This window comes from Stenotrophomonas sp. PS02301 (genome assembly GCF_029959485.1).
Lineage (GTDB): Bacteria > Pseudomonadota > Gammaproteobacteria > Xanthomonadales > Xanthomonadaceae > Stenotrophomonas > Stenotrophomonas maltophilia_Z.
The window spans coordinates 1-17,641 of record NZ_JASCOO010000082.1; the positions used below are offsets into that span (position 1 = coordinate 1).

General features: G+C 67.7%; 15 protein-coding genes and 1 pseudogene. 3 read left to right on the forward strand and 13 right to left on the reverse strand.

Annotation, left to right across the window (positions count from 1 at the left end):
• Window positions 1–75: 75 nt before the first annotated feature.
• The 4 genes from QMX81_RS16380 to glnA form a co-directional block, all read right to left on the reverse strand.
• On the reverse strand, window positions 76–1,734 hold the full coding sequence (locus QMX81_RS16380; protein WP_183073832.1) for a ShlB/FhaC/HecB family hemolysin secretion/activation protein: 1,659 nt from the start codon (window positions 1,732–1,734) through the stop codon (window positions 76–78).
• Between the two features lie 327 nt (window positions 1,735–2,061).
• A complete protein-coding gene (amt, locus tag QMX81_RS16385; protein WP_121044007.1) occupies window positions 2,062–3,492 on the reverse strand; it encodes an ammonium transporter in 1,431 nt (476 codons plus the stop codon).
• Window positions 3,493–3,510: 18 nt separating this feature from the next.
• Window positions 3,511–3,849 (reverse strand): P-II family nitrogen regulator, encoded by a 339-nt coding sequence (locus tag QMX81_RS16390; protein ID WP_019184907.1) that lies wholly within the window; start codon window positions 3,847–3,849, stop codon window positions 3,511–3,513.
• A 313-nt stretch (window positions 3,850–4,162) separates the two neighbouring features.
• Window positions 4,163–5,572 carry a type I glutamate--ammonia ligase gene (gene glnA / locus QMX81_RS16395; RefSeq protein ID WP_121044004.1) on the reverse strand — a complete coding sequence of 470 codons (1,410 nt, stop codon included), beginning with the start codon at window positions 5,570–5,572 and terminating at the stop codon, window positions 4,163–4,165.
• A gap of 277 nt (window positions 5,573–5,849) precedes the next feature.
• On the opposite strand from glnA, the gene QMX81_RS16400 reads away from it, so the two are divergent.
• Window positions 5,850–6,644, forward strand: a complete 795-nt coding sequence (locus tag QMX81_RS16400; protein WP_121044001.1) for an undecaprenyl-diphosphate phosphatase — start codon at window positions 5,850–5,852, stop codon at window positions 6,642–6,644.
• 71 nt (window positions 6,645–6,715) lie between these two features.
• Complete coding sequence (locus QMX81_RS16405; protein WP_282263077.1) at window positions 6,716–7,540, forward strand: META and DUF4377 domain-containing protein; 825 nt, start codon at window positions 6,716–6,718, stop codon at window positions 7,538–7,540.
• 135 nt (window positions 7,541–7,675) lie between these two features.
• On the opposite strand, the gene QMX81_RS16410 is transcribed toward QMX81_RS16405, so the two are convergent.
• From QMX81_RS16410 to QMX81_RS16450, 9 genes are all read right to left on the reverse strand, one after another.
• Window positions 7,676–8,287, reverse strand: coding sequence for a YbhB/YbcL family Raf kinase inhibitor-like protein (locus QMX81_RS16410; protein ID WP_121043995.1), 612 nt, complete (start codon window positions 8,285–8,287; stop codon window positions 7,676–7,678).
• Window positions 8,288–8,297: 10 nt separating this feature from the next.
• Window positions 8,298–10,367 (reverse strand): tetratricopeptide repeat protein, encoded by a 2,070-nt coding sequence (locus QMX81_RS16415; RefSeq protein WP_282263081.1) that lies wholly within the window; start codon window positions 10,365–10,367, stop codon window positions 8,298–8,300.
• 61 nt (window positions 10,368–10,428) lie between these two features.
• On the reverse strand, window positions 10,429–11,424 hold the full coding sequence (locus QMX81_RS16420; RefSeq protein ID WP_183073831.1) for an alpha/beta fold hydrolase: 996 nt from the start codon (window positions 11,422–11,424) through the stop codon (window positions 10,429–10,431).
• 56 nt (window positions 11,425–11,480) lie between these two features.
• Window positions 11,481–12,272, reverse strand: a complete 792-nt coding sequence (locus tag QMX81_RS16425) for a lysophospholipid acyltransferase family protein (RefSeq protein WP_121043987.1) — start codon at window positions 12,270–12,272, stop codon at window positions 11,481–11,483.
• Between the two features lie 181 nt (window positions 12,273–12,453).
• Complete coding sequence (locus QMX81_RS16430) at window positions 12,454–12,891, reverse strand: hotdog fold thioesterase (protein ID WP_121043984.1); 438 nt, start codon at window positions 12,889–12,891, stop codon at window positions 12,454–12,456.
• Window positions 12,892–12,916: 25 nt separating this feature from the next.
• A complete protein-coding gene (locus QMX81_RS16435) occupies window positions 12,917–14,950 on the reverse strand; it encodes a phospholipase D family protein (RefSeq protein ID WP_121043982.1) in 2,034 nt (677 codons plus the stop codon).
• A complete protein-coding gene (locus tag QMX81_RS16440) occupies window positions 14,947–15,504 on the reverse strand; it encodes a YceI family protein (protein WP_259462215.1) in 558 nt (185 codons plus the stop codon). Before QMX81_RS16440 ends, QMX81_RS16435 begins: the two co-directional genes overlap by 4 nt.
• A gap of 42 nt (window positions 15,505–15,546) precedes the next feature.
• A complete protein-coding gene (locus QMX81_RS16445) occupies window positions 15,547–16,023 on the reverse strand; it encodes a histidine phosphatase family protein (protein ID WP_121043976.1) in 477 nt (158 codons plus the stop codon).
• Between the two features lie 13 nt (window positions 16,024–16,036).
• Window positions 16,037–16,669, reverse strand: a complete 633-nt coding sequence (locus QMX81_RS16450; protein WP_121043973.1) for a ParA family protein — start codon at window positions 16,667–16,669, stop codon at window positions 16,037–16,039.
• Window positions 16,670–16,801: 132 nt separating this feature from the next.
• Here QMX81_RS16450 and QMX81_RS16455 point away from each other — a divergent pair.
• A pseudogene (locus tag QMX81_RS16455) lies at window positions 16,802–17,638 on the forward strand (ATPase); the annotation flags it as partial.
• Between the last annotated feature and the right edge of the window lie 3 nt (window positions 17,639–17,641).

Consider the following 17,641-nt stretch of genomic DNA (forward strand, 5'->3'; position numbering starts at 1 on the left):
CGCCCCGGGGTGGATCCTTTTCCGGGGGGGGGGGGGCCGCGCGCCCCGGGGGCGCCCAGGGCCGTACAGCTGGCGTCAGAACGAGACGCCGAGGTTCATGCCAAACGTGGTGTAGGCGGTCTGGAAGCCATCGGGCTTGTGCAGCGGGCTGCCGACGAAGCCTTCCCATTGCACGTGTCGCGAGCCGCCACGCAGGCCCAGCGCCATGCCGGTGAGGCGGTCGCCGAGCAGCCACTCGGTCGAGGGGCCGCCCACCTGGCCATGGTCCACGGCCACGAAGCTTTCGACACCGCCGCCCATGGCGACGGCCAGCTCATTGCGCAGCAGCCAGCCGCGCTCACCGGTGAGCGAGAGCTCCCCGTCGAAGCCGCGCACGGTGTAGCGGCCGCCGATGGAGAAGCGGTCCTGCGGCACCAGCCGCGAACGGTTCCACTGCGCGCGCCAGCTGCCGGTGTAGCGCAGTGCCTGGCGGCCCCATTGCATCGGCACGGTGAGCTGCGCATCGGCGGTCACCACCTTGCCGCGCGCGGTGCCTTCGCCAAAGCCCTCTTCTGGTGCCTGCAGCGCGTTGAACGCCCCGGTGCCGCGGCGGTAGGCCAGGTTCGCATCCAGCGTGGCCTTGCCGATGAAGTGGCGGTGCGCCATCCCCAGCTCCCACCCGGCCATGCGCCGGCGCTGCACGAGGATCTCGGTGTCGTCGATGAAGTTGTCCGATTCGCGGTACCAGCCGCGCGCATGCATGCTGGTCTTGGCATGCGCATTGCGGAACAGCATGCGGGTCAGGCGCAGCTCGGCATTGCGGCTGGAGCCGCTGTACTCATAACTCTCGTAGGCACCGGCCACGGTCTGCTGGTAGTCGTATTCGCTGGCGTTGGCACCCAGCAGCCACCCACCCAGCGGCACGCTGTAGTGCGTGGACCAGCTGTCGGTGCCCCGGTCGCTGCCGTTGAACACGGATTTGCCCGCATTGAAGTAAAACAGGTCGCTCAGCCCGGCCAGGTTGTCCAGCGACAGCGTGGCGCCGGCCTGCAGCTTGCCGGTGGACTGGCTGCCGGCGTCATCCAGGGTCAGGCTCACGCGCACCGGTGTGCGCTGCGCCCAGCTGATGACCAGGTCGCTTTCACCGGGCTTGTCCTGTGCGCCCTCCTGCGGTGGGGCGATCTGGATGTCGACTGCGGCGGTCGGCACGCGCTGCAGATTCTCCAGCGCCTGTTCGATATCGCGCAGGTTGAGCACATCGCCCGGGCCCACCGCCAACGCATTCCACAGGGCGGGCGTACGCCCTTCCTCGCTGGCGAAGCGGACGGCGTTGATGCGACCCGGCACCACGGTGAGGGTCAGCGTGCCGGTCTTCAGGTCCTGCGGTGCGGCCAGGATGCGGGTGGTCACATAGCCCCGCGCGATGATCGCGTTCTGCATGCGCTTGATCACGATGTCCACGCCGCCGGTGCCCAGGCAACGGCCGGTGGCCGGATCGTCGCTCGGATCAGCCGCGCGCAGTGACCAGCGGAAGCGATCGGCCAGCTCCCCCTCCAGCACGATGCGCTGGATCGGGAAGCACGGCGATTCGGCAGCCGGCAGGCGACCCACCGCCTCTTCCGGCGCGGCCTGGAGGCGCACGTCCGGTGTGGTCTCCTGCTGTTCACGCAGGGCCCGCTCGCGTTCCTGCTGGCGCAGCAGTTCCTGATCCGGTGGGGCAACCTGCGCGCACACGGCGGCCGGCAGGCAGCCCATGGCCACTGCAACACCCACAGTCAGTCGCCAGCGCAGCGCACGGCTGCGTTCATTACGTCCCTGTTGCACGATTACGCTCTTCCTTGGAAAGAATCCGGGCCAGCCGACGCGATGGCCGCTGGCGCGCGCACTGTAAGCCAATCGGGCCGCCGGAAACAGGGTTGGAAATGACCGTTGGTCGGATCGTGTGTGAAAACGCGCGCGTGAAAGCGTGACGCCGGTCAGGGCATGTTGGCTTATGGGCCGCCCACAAAAAAGCCGGCGACCCGAAGGCCGCCGGCGAAGGTGAAGCAGCTCTCTCTCGTTTCTAATGCGGCATCGCGCGGCTCAGGCCTCGTAGGCCGATTCGCCGTGCGAGGTGACATCCAGGCCGGTGCGCTCGGCTTCTTCGGTGACGCGCAGGCCGAACACCATGCGCACCACCAGCAGGATCAGCACGGTGGCCACGGCACACCAGACGATGGTGAAGCCGACGCTGACCAGCTGCACCCAGACCTGGTGGCCGATGTCCAGATCGGCCTTGGTGCCGCCCAGCGATTGCGCACTGAACACACCGGTGAGCAGTGCCCCGACGATGCCGCCGATGCCGTGCACACCGAACACGTCGGCGGTGTCATCGACCTTGAGCAGGCGCTTGAGACCGGTGACGCCCCAGACGCAGACCACGCCGGCGACCAGGCCGATCACGATCGCGCCCAGCGGGCCCACGGTGCCGCAGGCCGGGGTGATGCCGACCAGGCCGGCCACGGCGCCGGAGGCAGCACCCAGCGCGGACGGCTTGCCCTTGCTGACCGCTTCGACCAGGGTCCAGCCCAGCACCGCAGCGGCGGTGGCGAGGATGGTGTTGATGAAGGCCAGCGAGGCGACGGTGTCGGCGGCGGCGGCCGAGCCGGCGTTGAAGCCGAACCAGCCCACCCACAGCAGCATCGCGCCGATGTAGGTGAACGGCACGTTGTGCGGCTTCAGTGCGGTCTGGCCGTAGCCGATGCGCTTGCCGACGAAGTACGCGCCCACCAGGCCCGCCACGCCGGCATTGATGTGGACCACGGTGCCACCGGCGAAATCGATCGCACCCATCTCACCGAGATAGCCGCCGCCCCACACGATGTGCGCCATCGGGATGTAGCTCAGGGTGAACCACAGGGCCGAGAACAGCAGCACGGCCTTGAACTTGATGCGCTCGGCGAACGCACCGACGATCAGGGCGGTGGTGATGCCGGCGAAGGTCGACTGGAAGGCGACGAACAGATAATCCGGCAGGCCGGCGATCGGCGTGTTGCCGACGGTGTCCGGGCCGAAGCCCTTGAGGAAGGCGAACTGGGTGAACGAGCCGAAGAAGGCGTTGCCTTCACTGAACACCGCGCTGTAGCCATAGGCCACCCACAGCATCAGCACCAGCGAGAACACCACCAGGATCTGGCTGAGGATGGACAGCACGTTCTTGGAGCGGACCAGGCCGCCGTAGAACAGGGCCAGGCCCGGCACCACCATCAGCAGCACCAGCAAGGTGGAGGTGAGCATCCAGGCGACATCGCCGTGATCGAACGTGGCGGCGGCCGCTTCTGCAACCGGCGCGGCGGTGGCCCCGGGCGTGGCCGGCAGCGGCTCGACCGCGACCGTCTCCGAGGGTACCGGCGTGACCTGCGCCTGGGCGTGCGCGCTGCTGGAGAAGGCACCAACGGCCAACGCGCTGAGCAACATCATCAGGCACACGGCATGGAACCGGGCTTGCCACCCGGTGAACAAAGAGGTCTTCATTGTGGGCTCCGAGTGGGGTTAGAGCGCGTCAGCGCCGATTTCGCCGGTGCGGATGCGGACGACCTGTTCGACCGCGGTGACAAAGATCTTGCCGTCGCCGATCTTGCCGGTGCCGGCTGCGGTCTGGATGGCCTCGACCACGGCCTCCAGGCGATCGTCGGTCACGACGGTCTCGATCTTGATCTTCGGCAGGAAATCCACGACGTACTCCGCGCCGCGATACAACTCGGTGTGGCCCTTCTGGCGCCCGAAGCCTTTGACTTCGGTCACGGTGATGCCCGACACGCCAGCGTCGGAGAGGGCCTCGCGGACCTCGTCGAGCTTGAACGGCCGGATGATGGCGGAGATCAATTTCATGCGCATATCCCGATGGTGGATGGAACCGGCCCGCGTGGGGCCGATGTCAGGTCAACCGGCGGCCACTTGCACATGGCCGCCGGTCGTTGCGCCGAACGTTGCATGGGCCACGCCGATGCCGACGCCCGAAGGGCGACGCCAGCGGTGACGCGGGAGGGAGGAAGGGCCCATGACGCGTCCGGTCTCTCTTGCCCCTGGTGGTGCAGCGGACCAACGGTCCGCTCTACGACGTGCTTTGCCGGCTCCCCAGCCGCCAAGGCGGCGACGATGACGAAGGGTGGGAGGGAAATCCTTCGTCATCGTCACCTGTTGCTCAGTTCGCGTAGTACATCTGGTACTCAAGCGGATGGGTCGCCGCGCGGAACTTGGTGACTTCCTGCATCTTCAGCGCGATGTAGCCATCGATGAAATCGTCGCTCATCACGCCACCTGCCTTGAGGAACTCGCGGTCCTTGTCCAGCGCTTCCAGGGCCTGGTCCAGCGAGGAGCAGACCTGCGGGATCAGCTTCTCTTCTTCCGGCGGCAGGTCGTACAGATCCTTGTCGCTCGGGGCGCCCGGGTCGATCTGGTTCTTGATGCCGTCCAGGCCGGCCATCATCAGCACGGTGAAGGTCAGGTAGCCGGACTGGATCGGATCGGGGAAGCGCATTTCGATGCGGCGCGCCTTCGGGTTGGACACCCACGGAATGCGGCACGAGGCGGAGCGGTTGCGGGCCGAGTAGGCCAGCATCACCGGGGCTTCAAAGCCCGGCACCAGGCGCTTGTAGCTGTTGGTGCCGGAGTTGGCGAAGGCATTGATCGCCTTGGCGTGCTTGAAGATGCCGCCGATGTACCACAGCGCCAGCTGGCTCAGGCCGCCGTAGCCGTCACCGGAGAACAGGTTGGTGCCGCCCTTGGAGAGCGACTGGTGCACGTGCATGCCGCTGCCGTTGTCGCCGACCAGCGGCTTGGGCATGAAGGTGGCGGTCTTGCCGTTGCGGTGGGCGACGTTCTTGATGACGTGCTTCATGCGCAGCAGTTCATCGGCCTTCTGCACCAGGGTGCTGAACTTGGTGCCGATCTCGCACTGGCCGGCAGTGGCCACTTCATGATGCTGCACTTCCACTTCGATGCCGACCTGTTCCAGCGTCTTGCACATTTCCGCACGCAGGTCGTGCAGCGAATCGGTCGGCGGGACCGGGAAGTAGCCGCCCTTCACGGCAGGACGGTAGCCGCTGTTGGCGCCATCGTACTTGTCACCGGTGCTCCAGGCCGCTTCTTCGGAATCGATCTTGAAGAAGGTGTGGCCCATGTCGTTGGCGAAGCGGACCGAATCGAAGATGAAGAACTCCGGCTCCGGGCCGAAGAAGGCCTGCTCGGCGATGCCGGAGGACTTCAGGTAGGCCTCGGCACGCTTGGCGATGCCGCGCGGGCAGCGGCCGTACGGCTGCATGGTGGCCGGATCGAGGATGTCGCAGCTGATGACCAGGGTCGGGTCGGCGTAGAACGGGTCGATGTAGGCGCTGGACGGATCCGGCAGCAGCACCATGTCCGACTCGTTGATGCCCTTCCAGCCGGCGATCGAGCTGCCATCGAACATCTTGCCTTCTTCAAACAGCGACGGCTCCACGATGCTGACCGGGAAGGTGACGTGCTGCTCGATACCACGCATATCGACGAAACGCAGGTCGATGAACTCGATCTGGTTGTCCTTGATCAGCTTCTCAACATTTTCCACGGACATCGGTGAAACCTCAGATGGGTGATTGCGTATGTAGATACAGCAAACCCCGTGCCAACTTTTCCGCGTTCACAAATCCTTGATTTCACTGGGCGGGCGCGCCTCGCGGCGCGTGCGCGAACGCACCAAAGCAGTGCAAACGCTGCACCATGCACACCTTTGGTGCGATGCGGGATGCACTATGCTTTACGCCCACGGGCCGTCGACAGGCGACGTTGGCCACAGCGTCCGGCTGTCGCCGCTGCCCGATTCCACCCCTGCGCGAGCTCCAGTACCGCCGATGTCCGACCTGCTCTCCGCCCTCCTTCTGGGCATTCTTGAAGGCCTCACCGAATTCCTGCCGATCTCCAGCACCGGCCATCTGCTGATCGCCCAGCACTGGCTGGGCGCACGCTCAGACTTCTTCAACATCATCATCCAGGCCGGCGCGATCCTGGCGATCACGCTGGTGTTCCGGCAGCGGCTGTGGACCCTGGCCACCGGCCTGCATGAACGCGCCAACCGCGATTACGTGCTCAAGTTGGGGACTGCCTTCCTGGTGACCGCCGTGGTGGGCCTGCCGGTCCGCCTGGCCGGCTGGGAGCTGCCCGAGACGGTCACGCCGGTGGCCTGGGCGCTGATCATCGGTGGCCTCTGGATGCTCCTGGTGGAGGCCTACACCGCGCGCCTGCCCGAGCGCGATGAGGTGACCTGGAAGGTCGCCATCCTGGTGGGCGTGGCGCAGGTGGTGGCCGGTGTGTTCCCGGGGACCTCGCGTTCGGCGGCGGCGATCTTCATCGCGATGCTGTTCGGCCTGAGCCGCCGCGCGAAGGCCACCGAGTTCGTGTTCCTGGTGGGCATCCCGACCATGTTCGCCGCCAGCGGCTATGCCTTCCTGGAACTGGCCAAGGACGGCAAGCTTGCCAGCGAGAACTGGACCGATGTGGGCGTGGCCTTCCTTGCCGCGGTCGTCACCGGCTTCATCGTAGTGAAGTGGTTGCTGGGCTACATCAAGTCGCACCGGTTCACGGCGTTCGCGGTTTACCGCATCGCGCTGGGCGCGGCATTGCTGCTCTGGTTGCCGGCTGGCAACTGAACGGCCCGGCGCTGGCACAACCCCGTTGTGGATGCGCCGGCGTTTTTCCCCAGGTTCCCAAGGAGATGTACATGAAACGCACCCTGATGCTGATGCTGCCGCTGGCCCTGATGGCCGCCTGCAGCAACCCCTCCACCGCCCCGGCCGGCCGCGATGACCTCGCCCCGGCACCGACCGCCGCCGCCGACCAGGCCGCCGTGGCCCGTCTGGACATGCAGCGCCTTCAGGGCAGCCATTGGCGCCTGGATTCGGCCACCGATGCCAGCGGCAAGCGCATCGATGCGCTGTTCGCCCGCGCCGACACGCCGGTCACGCTGGATTTCAAGGATGACCGCATCGCGATCAGCAACACCTGCAACCGCATGGGCGGCGGCTACACGCTGGCCGATGGTTCGCTGACCCTCTCGCCGATGGCCTCGACCATGATGGCCTGCACGGACAAGAACCTGATGGAGCTGGACCAGGCCGTCAGCAGCCGCCTGGAAGGCGCGCTCAAGACCGAACTGGGCGATGCCGGCCAGCTGACCCTGCGCACCACCAAGGGCGATGTGCTGGTGTTCACCCCGGAGCCGACCGCGGAAACCCGCTACGGCGGCGAAGGCGAAACGGTGTTCCTGGAAGTGGCCGCGCAGACCAAGCCGTGCCCGCACCCGATGATCCGCGACAAGCAGTGCCTGCAGACCCGCGAGATCCGCTACGACGCCAACGGCATCAAGCAGGGCGAGCCGGGGGAGTGGCAGAACTTCTACGACGTCATCGAGGGCTACACCCACGAAGACGGCGTGCGCAACGTGGTGCGCGTGAAGCGTTACACGATCGCCAACCCGCCGGCCGATGCCTCGTCCAACGCCTACGTGCTGGACATGGTGGTCGAGTCCGCGAACGAGAAGAAATAGGAAAGCAGAAGGGCGGCCACGGGCCGCCCTTCTTCATCATGTCGTGCCGGGCAATGCCCGGTTCCCGATCACGTCGTACCGGTCAGCGGTCGGAATCTACCGGGGCGCGCGCCGACCCATGGTCGGCACCTCACCTCAGGCCAGCGCCGGATTCAACGTGTAGGTGCCATGCAGCGAGGCTTCGGCCAGCACGTGCCCGTGCATCGCATGCAGCACATCCGCGGCGGTGAACGGCGTGGGCAGCGCCAGCTGCGCCACGTCCAGCGCGAACACACGGAAGAAATAGCGGTGCACGCGCTCGTCGTTGAACGGCGGGTAGGGGCCGTCATAACCCAGGTACTGGCCGGCCATGTCCGGAGTGCCGGCAAACCAGCCGGTGAAATCGTTCAGGCCCTGACGGCTGCCTGCCGGGCCCGCCGGCTGGGTCTTGCCCCCCACGGTGAAGCCATCGCTGCAGCTGCCCGCGGCGAGCTCGCGCACGTCGGCCGGGATATCGGCCATCGCCCAGTGCGCGAAGTGCGCACGCGGCTGATCGCGTGGCACCGTGCGATCCTGGCGGCCGACCGTCTCCGGCACGGTCGGCACATCCGGGTCGATGCACAACAGCGCGAACGAACGGGTACCGGCCGGCACGTCGTGCCAGGCCAGCTGCGGGTTGCGGTTGGGCGCGAAGCCCTCGGCAGTGCCGGCCGCGAACGTGGCGGCGATCGGCTGGCCGTTGGTGATGCTGTCACTGCTCAGATGCATACCGGTCTCCTCACGCTTCCGGGTAGCCCAGGCGCACTGCGACCGAGGTCAGCAGCGCGAAGGCCGGGCCCATTTCATCGCGGTAATCGCGCCAGTGGCCCGGGGCCATGCGGGCCGGGCCAAGCGTGGGTGCCGGCGGGAAACGCATGCCGAACTGGGCGCCGAGGTACTCGGCCATCGCCTGCGGATCGTTGCCGATGTCGTCGATCTTCAACAGCGCGTGCGGGTACAGGTTCTGCTCGTGCAGGGTGGCAACCTGAGCCAGCGAACGCGCCAGCCATTCGGCCGCTTCGTGCACCGAGGTCACCGCGAGCGGTGCCGGGGCGCTGAAGGCGATCCACTCCAGCAGCATGTCGCGCGGGTCACGCAGCACGATGATCAGGCGGCCCTCCGGCAGCTGCGGGCGCAGCGCCCACAGCAGTGCGTTGTCCCACCACAGCAGCCAGTCGATCACCGCGCCGTCGGCGATGCCCCGGGCCGGCAACTGACTGCGCCATTGCTCCACCAGCGCTTCCGGGGTGAGCTTGCCGGTCGAGAGTTCCTGCAGCGTGTGGTAGCGCTGGAAGGGATCATTGGGCGGCGTGGGCCCGAAACGGTCGCCGCGCATCACCGGGCTGGCGGCTGCCATCGCGGCGACCACCCGCTCCACCCCGGCGCCCGGTGCCCCCCAGATGAACAGCGGGGCGACGGCATTGTCCTCAGCCACCGGCGCCAGCTCCGGCCAGCTCAGCGGGGCTTTGGCCTGCGGCGGCAGCGGCAGGCGCTGGGGTGCCTCGGCCGCATGCAGGTCCACCCACGTCCGCAGCGCATCGTGGTACTGGCCGGCACGGTCCTGGACGGACCCCAGCCACGCGCGCAGCCCGGCCTTCGCTTCTTCAGGTGCGTTGTCATGCAGCGCCTGCACGCGCGCAATGGCGGCGGCCGGGTCGCGTGCGAGCAGGCCATCGACCAGTCGCACTTCGCCCGATGCCCGGCCCGGCTCCAGCGCGACGATGCGCTCGGCCACGGCTTCGGCCGCGTCTTCTTCGTTGTTCATGTCGTGCAGGCGCAGGCGCGTCTCCAGCGCCGGCAGATGCTCGGGCATGGCCTGCAGCCAGCGCTCGCCGATGGCGACCGCTTCCGGGCCCCCCACGGGCTCGACCGTGAGGCGCGCCATCCACAGATCATGGATGGCCGGGTGCTCAGCCAAGGCCGCATCCAGCGTCTCCCGTGCCTGCTGTTCGCGGCCCAGGCGCTGCCAGGCCATCAGCAGCATCTGCAGCGTGTGGCGATCGGACGGCCACTGCGCCAGCACCGGCAACAGGTGCTCAAGCGCCTGCAACGGCTGACCGGCCTGCAGTTCGAGCTCCCCGGCCAGACGGCGCATGGCCGGGGTGTCGCCACCGGGCGCAGCCAGCACCTGGTGCATCATGTCCGACGCGCTTTCCAGGTTGCCTTGGCGCAGCGCGAGCTGGACCACCAGCCCCTGCAGGGCGGTGGTCGCCGGATTCAGGGCAAGCACACGGCGGAAGGCCTGTTCGGCGAAGGCCAACATGTCTTTGCCAAGGTAGGCGAAGCCGAGCGCATACAACACACGCGCGTCATCGGGCAGCGCCTGGCTGGCTGCCGAGAGCTGGGCCAGCGCGCGATCCACCTCGCCACGGCGCAGCGCGACCATGCCCGACAGCGCGGCCAGTTCCGGATGATCGTCGTCCACGCGCAGCGCCAGCCGGGTCAGTCGATCGGCTTCATCCACGTCGTTGCGGGCCAGCGCCAGATGCGCCTGCATCACGTACGCGGACAGTTCATTGGGGTTGAGTTCGGCCGTGCGGTCCAGCGCCGAGCCGGCCGCATCGAACTGGCGCAGGGCCAGCAGCAGGCCTGCCTGCTGCAGATGCAGGTCGGAATTGTCCGGCGCCAGCGTCAGCGCCTGCTGCAGGCTGGCCAGTGCGTCATCGAACTGGCCCTGCTGCTGCAGCGACAGCGACAACCAGCGGTGCGCCTGCGGCTGCTCCGGCTCGGCCGTGGTCCATTCGCGCGCCAGCTGCACGGCATCGTCCACCGCATTGCGGCGCAGGGCTTGGAGAATCTGGTCTTGCATGACGGTCCGAACTCGAGGGCAAACCCCGATTGTAGCGGGGCCGGACGGCCAGAACGCCCGGTCAGGCGGGCGTATTGGCCTCGATCCGCAACCGCTGGGCTACCCAGCGCTCGGAGAAGCCATCGCCGCGCCAGTTCTCCAGGAAGCCGCAGTGGCCGCCCCAGGGGGCGATTTCCAGGTGGGCATGGGCCGGCAGGCGCCAGCCGTTGAAGGTGGCGAACGGGATCACCGGATCGTCCTGGGCCATCAGGATGTCGGCCGGCACCTGCAACCCGGCCAGGCGATCACCCGCGATGGAGTAGCCATCGAAGTAGGCCTGCAGCGAGCCGAACTCGGTGTGGTGCTCGACCAGCCAGGCGGTCAGCGCGCGGATGTCCAGCTTGAGCACACGGTCGTCCCAGTCGCTCAGCTCGGGAAACAGATCGCGCTTGCGGCGCAGCGAGCCAGCCCATTTACGCCGGAAGTACCAGTCGTACATTGCCGGGCCGTTCTCGATGCTTTCCATCGTGATCGCCGGGTCCAGCACCGGGCAGACCGAGGCCACGCGGCGCAGCGGCACGCCGGCCGAGGGCGCACGCAGTGCCAGGCGGAGCACGAAGTTGCCGCCCAGCGAATAGCCGGCCGCGACCAGGGGCAGCTCGGGCCAGCGCCGGGCGATATCCCCGGCAGCCTGCACCACTTCATCGATGCGGTTGGAGTGGAAGATGCCGGGGTTGAGATGGTGGGTGTTGCCGTGGTCGCGGAAGTTCAGCCGCACCACGTCGTAGCCCTCTTCCAGCAGCCGCGCGGCGGTCATGCGCATGTAGCTGGATTCGGCACTGCCTTCCCAGCCATGCAGCAGCAACGCCATGCCGATCGGCTGGCGCCCCTGGATATAGCTGTGCCAGCCCTGCAGGCGGACGCCTTCGCCGCCATCGAGAATGAGTTCGTCGGTGTGCGCGCCGGTGGCCGCAAGCAGTGCAAGGCCGCGCTGCATGCGCATCCGGCTGGAGCTGAGCATCGACTGCAGGTGCGGATTGCGCAGCCAACGCGGGGGATGATAGTCGGCAGCAGTCAACATGGGCGCGAGCCTGCTCCCGGCCGCGACGCTGGCGTGTGAAGGAACACCACCGCTTACTCGGCGGACATGGCCGCCAGGATGCGCGCACGCGAGGTTTCTGCGATGCGGCGACGGCCTTCCAGATCGTGGGTATCAATGGGCGCGAGGAAGTGGACCTCGGCCCGCCGTGCCGGCTCTCCCAGCAGACGCAGGAAGTTGGCGAAGAAACTCTCTTTCGGGCCGAACGCAACAATGGTCTGCGCGTCACCGCGCCAGCCATAGCGCAGCGCGACCGGCTGGATCGGGACCTGGGTCTCGACCGCGGCCTGGAAGATGCGCGCATGGAACGGGCCGACTTCATGGCCACCGCGGGTGCGCCCTTCGGGGAACACGCCGACCGCCTTGCCTTCGCGCAGGCGCACGACCATTTCCTGCATCACGCCACCCAGCGATTCGGTGCTGCCACGCTGGTGGAAAATGGTCTGCCCGCGCGCGGCCAGCCAACCGACCACCGGCCAGCCGGCGATCTCCTGCTTGGCCACGAAGCCCATCATCCGCTGGCTGTGCAGCATCGAGATATCGACCCAGCTGACATGGTTGGCCACGAACAGCACCGCACCCGGCAGCGGCGTGCCGATCCGGTGCAGGCGAAAGCCGAAGATCCACATCAGGCCGGCCGACCAGGCGTTCACCGCCGCATGTTCGAAAGTGCGCTCGCCCACGCGCACGCGCCCCCACGGCGGCAGCATGGCGATCAGCAGCATCGGCAGGAACAGCAACAGGTGGACCAGCAGCAGCGGTACGCGGTACAGGTAACGGCACACACGCGCCACGCCGCCACGTGAGGCCGGAGTGGGGGAATTCATCCGCGAACGATACCCGAGCGCCGCAGGCTCTGCCAGCGGAATCCGGACAAATCGATGGCGTGCGCAAGCCAGCCGCCGCAAGCCGTCAAGCCAACGGCCACCGGCGGCACAACGGCCGTCCCCACATGCGCCGGCGCACTGTGGTGGGCCACGCAACACAGCATCCGTGCCATGCGCGCGATCAGCCCGGGCGCACGGCGGGCACCACCGCCAGGGTCAACCGCGAGGTGCAGACCAGCTTGCCGGCCTCGTCCTCGATGCGGATGTCCCAGACCTGGGTGCTGCGCCCGACATGCACCGCACGCGCGGTGCCGGTGACGGTGCCGGCGCGCACGGCGCGGATGTGGTTGGCGTTGATTTCCAGCCCCACGCAGACCTGCTGCGTGGTATCCACGCACAGATTGCCGGCGCTGCTGCCCAGGGTTTCGGCCAGCACCACCGAGGCGCCACCGTGCAGGATGCCGTACGGCTGGCGGGTGCGTTCGTCGACCGGCATGGTCGCGCTGATCCAGTCCTCGCCGGCGGCGGTGAACGCGATGCCCAGGTGCTCGATGAGCGTGTTGCGGCTGAGCGCGTTGAGCGCTTCGATGGACACCGCGTCGCGGAATACCTGGGACATGCAGCTTCTCCGTGGGGTTGCAGACTTACAGGATCGGGACCAGCCCGGCGCCGAAGGCGGTGAGCATGCGCACCAGCAGCCACTTCGGCCCGACATTCACTTCGGGGAAGTCACCGACGGCGACATAACAGGTGTGGAAGGCCGGGTCCTGCCGCTTGAGCGGAGCCGGGCACGCGGGCCCGGGCTGGAATTCGTAATCAGTGGCGTAGCGCCACGGCCAGAAATCGAGCACCGGCAACGCCTCGGAGGCCTTGCCGACGCTGTAGTTCAGGCCGGACAGCACCGGCGGCTTGGCACGCGGCGCGACCACCCAGGAGTTCTGCGGGTGGATGTCGCGCAGGATGCTCTGCGCCAGCGCCTCGGCGAACACCGGGTCATCGATGATCACCGCCCCTTCGGTGTTGTAGTTCTCACTGCGCGGATCGAAGTTGTGCGTGCCGACCACGCCGATGCGGCGGTCCACCACCATCGACTTGGCGTGCAGGCCCATGCGCGCGCCCTTGCGGGTGACCGGCAGCGGCTTGTTGACCGCCTTGGTGCCCAGGAATGAGGGCCGGGTTTCGGCACGCAGCACGCGGCGCTCGACTTCGCTGCCATCGGTACTGCGGCGGCGACCGCTGGCGCTGTTGCGATCGGCACTCCCTCGACGCGGGCCGCTGCTGGCACGGTTGTCGGCGCTGCCGCGCGCATTGCTGCCGGCCGCGCTGCCACCGAGCAGGCTGCTGCGCTTGCCCTGCGACGGCGGCACCTCGCTCCCCAGCGGTGCGGGCAGCAGATTGCGGTAATCCACCGGCGCATCCAGCGGGAATGGCTTGAACTCGTAGATGTTGAAGCCGAGCTCGCGCAGGTTGCGGCGTTTGTACTTGTAGGACAGCGCGTAGACGATCGGGTTGTCGGTGGCGGCCAGGCTGTTGGTCGAGACCACCACGCGCGGCGCCTGCTCGCGCTTGCGCAGGGTGCGGAACAGCTGCTGCGCCGGCTTGGACAGGACCAGATAGGGGGTCTGCAGCAGCACTTCGGACTGCGCGCTGGCGATCAACGCATCCAGTTGCGGCTCGGTCACGTGCTGGCCGTTGGCCGGCTGGCTGGCGCGTTCGCGGCGATGTTTGCGTGGCAGGTCCGCGACGTACTGCACCGAGGCCACCGGCAGGGCGGTGTCCACGAAGGTACGCCGCACGAACTCCGGATCGTTGGCTTCTTCGCTGACCCGCTCGACCCGCTCCGGCCGCCGGAAGTCGGCCGGCGGCATGGCCGGTACGCCCTGGCGGAGCAATGTTCGCCCCACATCGTTGAGACGCTCGGCCGGCACGCTGCGCGGCGCGCGCCAGAAGGCATCGAAGTTGGCGGCCATCTCGCGCACCTCCGGGCCGGCCACGATCACGTCGCGGTCGCGGAAGTTGTATTCACTGTCCCAGTCGTAATAGTCGTCCTGGTAATTGCGCCCACCGACCACGCCCAACGCATCGTCGACCACCAGCAGCTTGTTGTGCATGCGCTGGTTGAAGCGGCGGAAGCAGCAGACCACGCTGGCGGCGTAGTCGAAGTAGTTCAGGCGTGCCTTGCCGAAGGTCGGGTTGTAGACCCGCAGCGAAAAATTCGCATGGCTGCCGGACAGGGCGCCGAGAATCTCCAGATCGGAGATCGCCGAGAGCTGGTCGATCAGCACGCGCACCTTGACCCCGCGGCGGGCGGCCGCCTGCAGTTCGTCCAGCACCAGCCGGGCGCTGTCGTCCTTGTCGAAGATGTAGGTCTGCAGGTCGATGCTGCGGGTGGCGCTGCGGATCAGGTTCAACCGCGCGACCAGCGAGACCTCGCCTTCGTCCAGGAGGGTGGCATAGTGGCGCGGCTGGCCGGCGTGGGATTCGGCGAACGCACGGCCACCGAGGGCGCGCAGCGGCGAATCCAGCGCACAGCGATCCGGCTGGTCGCAGTCGACCACGGTCGAGCGCGCCTGCACGGCGATGCCGGCCGCGCGGTCACGCTCGGCATTGGACAGCGAGGCACAGCCGCTGCCCAGCAACAGCGTTGCCAGCACCAACAGACGCAGCAATGGGTTCACGGTTTCGGCGCCTCGCTCAGACGCGCACGCAATACAAAGGTCACTCGATCACTCAGGGCTAACTGCCAGCTGTCCATTCCATACCGGCCACGTTGGACGGTACCGCGGCTGACCACATCGCAATCATACCCGGCCCGGGCACAGGCCGGCGGCTCGACCCGCAGGGTCTCCGGGTGGCTGACCCCGCGCAGGATCAGCCGGCCCTGGATGCTGCCGCCCTTGTCCACAACCTCCGGCCAGTAGGGCAGTGAATCGAACTCGACCACCGGGTAGCGCGCCGAGTCGAAGAACTCCTCGCCGCGCATCCAGCCGGTGTAGCGGGGTTTGCCGGGGATTTCCACGTAACGGGTGAACATCCGCAGGTGCACCTGGTGGCGACCGTCGGAGAGCACCTCGATGTTGCCTTCAAAGCGCGGGAACACGCCCTCGATGCGCTGTCCCAGCCGCGTGCGGATCTCAAACCCGAAGCGCGAGCTGGCCGTATCGAAGGCCAGGGCATGGCTGGTCGGAGCCGGTACCGACGACGGCGGGGCGGCATGCACCGCCCCTGCCATCAACAGCAGCCCGAACCACGTCGCACGGACTGCCCACACTGCTTACGGCCACCAGAAGGCGGTCAGGCTGGCCACGCCAGGCTCGATGGCGGCCTCACGGTCGAAGGCCAGTACCGCGATCCCGCCCGGCGGCATGCCGCGGTAGTCGCTGCTGGTGCCCTCGCTCATCAGGGCAACCAGTTGCTCCAGGCCGGGGTTATGGCCCACCACCAGCAGGCGGTCCACATCGCGGCGCGCATCGATCAACCCCATCAGGGTGCCGGGGGTGGCCTCGTAGACGGCGTCCTCCAGCCGCTTCTCGACGAAGCCGGTGATGCCCAGGACGGCTTCCAGGGTTTCGCGGGTCCGCCGCGACGGCGAGCAGAGCACGCAGTCCGGCAGCAGATTGTTTTCCTTGAGCCAGCGGCCGGCGGCCTCGGCTTCGGCCAGACCGACCGGCGACAGCGGGCGGTCCAGATCGGCCTGGCCGGTGCTGGCGGTTTCAGCATGGGCGTGACGCAGCAGTATCAGTTCTCGCATGGGATCTCTCGTGTCAGGCTTTCTTCAGCCACTTCAACAGCGGCTCCCAGTCATTCTGGTGCTCGCGCACCTGGGCCGAGCGGTAGTCGAACAGACTCCGTCCGAGCCCGACCATCACCACATAGCTTTGGCTGTCGCGCAACTGCGCGACGACCTCATACGGCCAATCGGCCAACATCTGTATCGCCTGTTGCGAGGTCTGCGTCCAGGGTTTGGTGCGGTTGAGCACCAACCCGACCGGCAGGCTGCGGTTGTGGACGCGGGGCACGCGCGACAGGCTGTTGAGGAAGCCGACGATGGCTTCGATATCCAGCGCGGAGGGCAGCACGGGGACCACCACCGCATCGGCAACATCAAGGAAATGCGGAATATCGTCGGCCATCGCACCGGCCGGAGCATCGATGATGACCTCGTCGGTGCCCTCGGGAACCAGTCGTTCCCAGCTCTTTTTGCGATACACGTCGATCGGCAGCACGGCGCTTTCCAGAACCGAGCGGCGTTGCGCCCAGCGGGTGCTGGAGCCCTGGGGATCGGCATCGGCCAGGACGGTCCGTTTGCCTTCCAATGCCGAATGCGCCGCCAGGTGGGTGGCGACGGTGGTCTTGCCCACCCCGCCCTTGGAACCGGCCACCAGGATCGTCTTCATGCAAGCCTCGCTTCCGGGGAACGTTCCCGCAGCCTACACCGGCGCCTGTGACGGAGATAGTCGCAGCGCTGAACCAGAACCGACGGCCACGGCTTTGCTATCGTGGATGGTTCCAATGGACTGACCGCCAGCATGAGCGAACTACAGGACCTGAGCGCGCTGATCCGCGCCAACACCCCGCTGATCATCATCGAGACCCAGGATGAGGGCCGGGTGGTGGAGCTGTTCCGCCAGACCCTGATGCATGTCTGGCGGGCCCTGCACCGCTGGTCGATCACCGAGGGCCTGCGCCGGATCGACATGGACCGCGAGGACGACCCGGTCGGCCCGCCCGATGCCAGTTCGGCCCTGCAGATGATCCGCCAGGCCGAGCAGCGCGGTATTTATCTGCTGCTCGATTTCCACCCCTACCTGGGCTATGCCAGCCACCAGCGCGCCCTGCGCGACCTGATCCAGCGGCGGCACTGCGAGGCCCACGTGCTGGTGCTGGTCGGGGCCAAGGTCGAGCTGCCGGCCGAGCTGGAAGCGCTGGCCACCCGCTTCAACCCGCGCCTACCCGACCTCAACGCGCTGCTGAAGATGCTGCGCGAGGAAGCCGAAGCCTATGCCCGCGAGAACGGCGGGCGGCGCGTGGAGGTGGACAACGAGGCGGTCCAGAAGATCCTGCACAACCTGCGCGGGCTGAGCCTGGTCGACGCGCGCCGGATCGCCCGGCAGCTGATCTTCGCCGATGGCGCGCTCAGCCAGGACGACCTGCCACAGCTGGCCCGGCTCAAGTTCGAGTTGCTCAACCGCGCCGGCCACCTGCACTACGAGTACGACACCACCCGCTTTGCCGATGTGGCGGGCGCCAACCGGCTCAAGCGCTGGGTCAACCAGCGCCGGCCGGTGTTCCTCGGCGGCGCGGGCCCGGCCGGCCGGGGGCCCCCCCAGCGCAAGCTGCTGGTCGGCGGGGAGGGCGGCGGCCAATGA